General features: G+C 48.7%; 4 protein-coding genes. All 4 read left to right on the forward strand.

Features of this window, described 5'->3' with window-relative positions; genetic code table 11:
- Positions 1 to 139: 139 nt before the first annotated feature.
- The 4 genes from J0895_RS13040 (at position 140) to J0895_RS13055 (ending at position 2,868) form a co-directional block, all read left to right on the forward strand.
- Positions 140 to 679 carry a hypothetical protein gene (locus J0895_RS13040; RefSeq protein ID WP_207088521.1) on the forward strand — a complete coding sequence of 180 codons (540 nt, stop codon included), beginning with the start codon at positions 140 to 142 and terminating at the stop codon, positions 677 to 679.
- Positions 680 to 694: 15 nt separating this feature from the next.
- Positions 695 to 844 carry a hypothetical protein gene (locus tag J0895_RS13045; protein ID WP_207088522.1) on the forward strand — a complete coding sequence of 50 codons (150 nt, stop codon included), beginning with the start codon at positions 695 to 697 and terminating at the stop codon, positions 842 to 844.
- A gap of 39 nt (positions 845 to 883) precedes the next feature.
- Complete coding sequence (locus tag J0895_RS25895) at positions 884 to 1,774, forward strand: methyltransferase domain-containing protein (RefSeq protein WP_207088523.1); 891 nt, start codon at positions 884 to 886, stop codon at positions 1,772 to 1,774.
- Between the two features lie 278 nt (positions 1,775 to 2,052).
- Complete coding sequence (locus J0895_RS13055) at positions 2,053 to 2,868, forward strand: ABC transporter permease (RefSeq protein ID WP_340643506.1); 816 nt, start codon at positions 2,053 to 2,055, stop codon at positions 2,866 to 2,868.
- Positions 2,869 to 3,098 lie beyond the last annotated feature (230 nt).

Consider the following 3,098-nt stretch of genomic DNA (forward strand, 5'->3'; position numbering starts at 1 on the left):
CAAGGTCCGGGGACCGTCGCTGAAGTTAATAGTAAGGTGAATCACCATAAACGTAAAAAACCTACTCTTGTAAGGGGGATGAGGGCCAAAGAATGATCCCAGATCAGCCAACAGATTTAAACAGGCTATTTTATGCGTTATGACTAATTTATCTTCTTTAACCGTAACGGATTCGGTCAGCTTCCCGGAGGCGATCGCCCTGACTCAATCGTTCCTAGAGCAAATGGCTTCAGGGGCGCTTTCAGAGGAAGACATTGCCCAAGTCACTGAAAATCTCGTTCGCACTGAAAATGGCGCGCGCGGTTTTTTTGTGACCTATTTGAGTGATGAGGGAACTTTGGCCGATCGCCCATCTCCAGGAATTTTCCAGGGATTAGGGTCATCAGAGCAGATTGTTTCGGAACTGATGGTCAAAAATCTTGCCATGTCTGCGGCAATGGTGATTGCTCACCGACGTTCTGGGGATGAGACGATGGCTCAAGGATCCGAGCGAGTGCGCGATCGCAGTACCCATATTATTCAAACCCTGGCGCTGCCGATAATGCAACAGGGGATTAAATCTCTGTTAGAAACAATCCGCGCAGGAACGGGAAGTTACCAGTCATTTTTAGAACGCTGGAAGTACGATGCCGAACAAAAAGCGGCGATCGCCAAGGCGTTGCAAGCTGTTTTATCGTAAAAAGCACCACTTTTGATGAAATTAACCGAAATTTACCCCACAAGGGGCTATTTGGACCGCGCTGTAATCGTTAAAGATGAGTTGGTCCTGCAAGGATGGGTGGCCCCGACTCAAGGCGATCGCCCGGTGGACCAATTTCAAGTCACATTTGCCCATTGGCAATAGACCGATTTAAACTGCACCCTGGGGATGCCTTCCGAGGATGTGAAAAAAGTTTACCCCAACTTAAAAGGGGCTGCAACCGCCCGATTTGAAATTCGCGCTCCCCTCACCGTAGAACAGCAACAGCAGCAGCAGGATGTTTTAATTACTGCCACTCCGTTCGTGAATGGGGAAGCGGGGACGATGCTGCTGACTCTGATAGAACCCACCCTACCCCTGCCTCCGGAGGAGTACATCCAATATATTGGGGGCGGTTTTACGAATATTGGGTTAGAGTTTTTGGGCTATTTCATCCAACGGGGTGGGTTAGAAGCGAGCGATCGCGTCTTGGATGTAGGCTGTGGAATTGGTCGGATGGCCTACACTTTGGCCTATTATCTCAATGCTCAGGGCAGTTATGAAGGGTTTGATATTCATAAACCCCTGATTGAGGTGGTGGCTGAAACCTTTGGCGATCGCTGTCAGAACTTTCGCTTTGAACACGCGGATATCTACAACCCGATGTACAACCCGGAAGGTCCTGTACAAGCGGCAGAGTATCGCTTTCCCTATCCTAATGAACGGTTTAATTTTGTGTTTTTGACCTCGGTGTTCACCCATATCAGAGCGCCGGAAGTCCGTCAGTACCTCGATGAGATTCACCGGGTGATGAAACCGGGGAGTTGCTGCGTGCTCACCTGCTTTTTGCTCAATCGGGAGTCAGAATCTTATATCCGTCGCGGCTCAAGCGGACAGAATATTGTTCATAAATTGGAAGATTGTTTTACCAGTACCTTGGAGGTTCCGGAAGAGGCGATCGGGTTTAAGGAACCGCTGCTTTTAGAGTGGATCTCCAAAAGAGGATTGAGAGTCGTCGGAAAATATTATGGCGGATGGTGTGGACGCCCGGATCTAACGAGCTATCAGGATATACTGGTTTTGCAAAAAGACTAAGAAGATATGCTTAGGACTTTCCCCGTTGGACTATTCTGCCTGGGGATTGGTTATCCTAAGCTCTAAGCGCGATCGCCATTTTAATCGGGAACCCTCCCAGGGCGATCGCCTCTCAGTCTAGTTAATTCCAGGCTCATGGTGTTGGACGCTCCCCATTCAGGCGATCGGCCAAGCATTGCCACAGCAATCGCAGCCATGAAGCCCCCTATCTGTCGTTGTGGGTGAGGATGTGAAAATTGGTCAGAACAATCAAAGGAGCCTTTCGCAAGGCAAAACCCATTTCCCAAAGGTCATTGCTCGACGAACAACAGTTAATCAAGCTCAACCTGCTCAAAACCCTGGTCCAACGAGACTTAGCCGCCCGTTATAAAGGGTCAGTTTTGGGCAATTTATGGCCATTGCTCAATCAGCTTTCCCAGTTGCTGATTTACACCTACGTTTTCTCGATTATTTTAAAAGTTAGGCTTCCTGCCACTAACTTACCTGAAAATAGCTTTACCTTTGGTTTATGGTTGTTTGCGGGATTGGTTCCCTGGATTGCCTTTACCACCGGCTTTATGCAAGCGGCTAATGTAGTTGTGGGACAGCCCAATTTAGTCAAAAAAGTGGTTTTCCCCCTGAGTTTATTGCCCTTAGTGCCAGTCCTTTCGGCCTTTATTGAAAGTACCTTTGGACTGATGGCACTGATTGTCATGTTGGCGATTTCTTCTGATACTCTGCATCCAACTCTGTTCCTCCTCCCCTTAGTCTGGGTGACCCAACTGCTTTTTACTGCTGGATTGGGATATTTAACTGCGGGATTCACCGTGTTTTTGCGAGACATTCCCCAAAGCTTAATTGTCCTGGTAAATTTGTGGTTTTATTTGACGCCAATTTGTTATCCAGCTACGGTGATTCCTGAGCAATGGCGGGAGTTAGTGTTTTGGTTGAATCCAATGGCGGCGATCGCTGAAACCTATCGAGATATCATCCTCGTTGGAGAAATTAACCACCCCGGAGAATGGGCCGTTGCTACCCTAATTTCTCTGGCTATTTTTGGCCTCGGTTTATGGTCCTACCGGCGCTTACGCCCAGCCTTTGCCGATGTCATCTAAGTTAAGAATAAAGGATGAAGGATAAAAAGGAAAAATACCCTCGTTTCCAGGCTCTGCCTCCTGTCACTCCCCCCATTCCCCTCGTTTCCAGGCTCTGCCTGGAAATGCCAAATAGGAGGCTCTGCCTCCTTCTTATAGCGGTTCCCGGACTCATGAGGTATGCCAATAGAGCCCCCTCTCCCGTCTTGGGAGAGGCCTGTCCTGAGCCCTGAGCCCTGAGCCAGTCGAAG

Origin of the sequence: Phormidium pseudopriestleyi FRX01 (assembly GCF_017313335.1) — a bacterium.
Lineage (GTDB): Bacteria > Cyanobacteriota > Cyanobacteriia > Cyanobacteriales > Laspinemataceae > Laspinema > Laspinema pseudopriestleyi.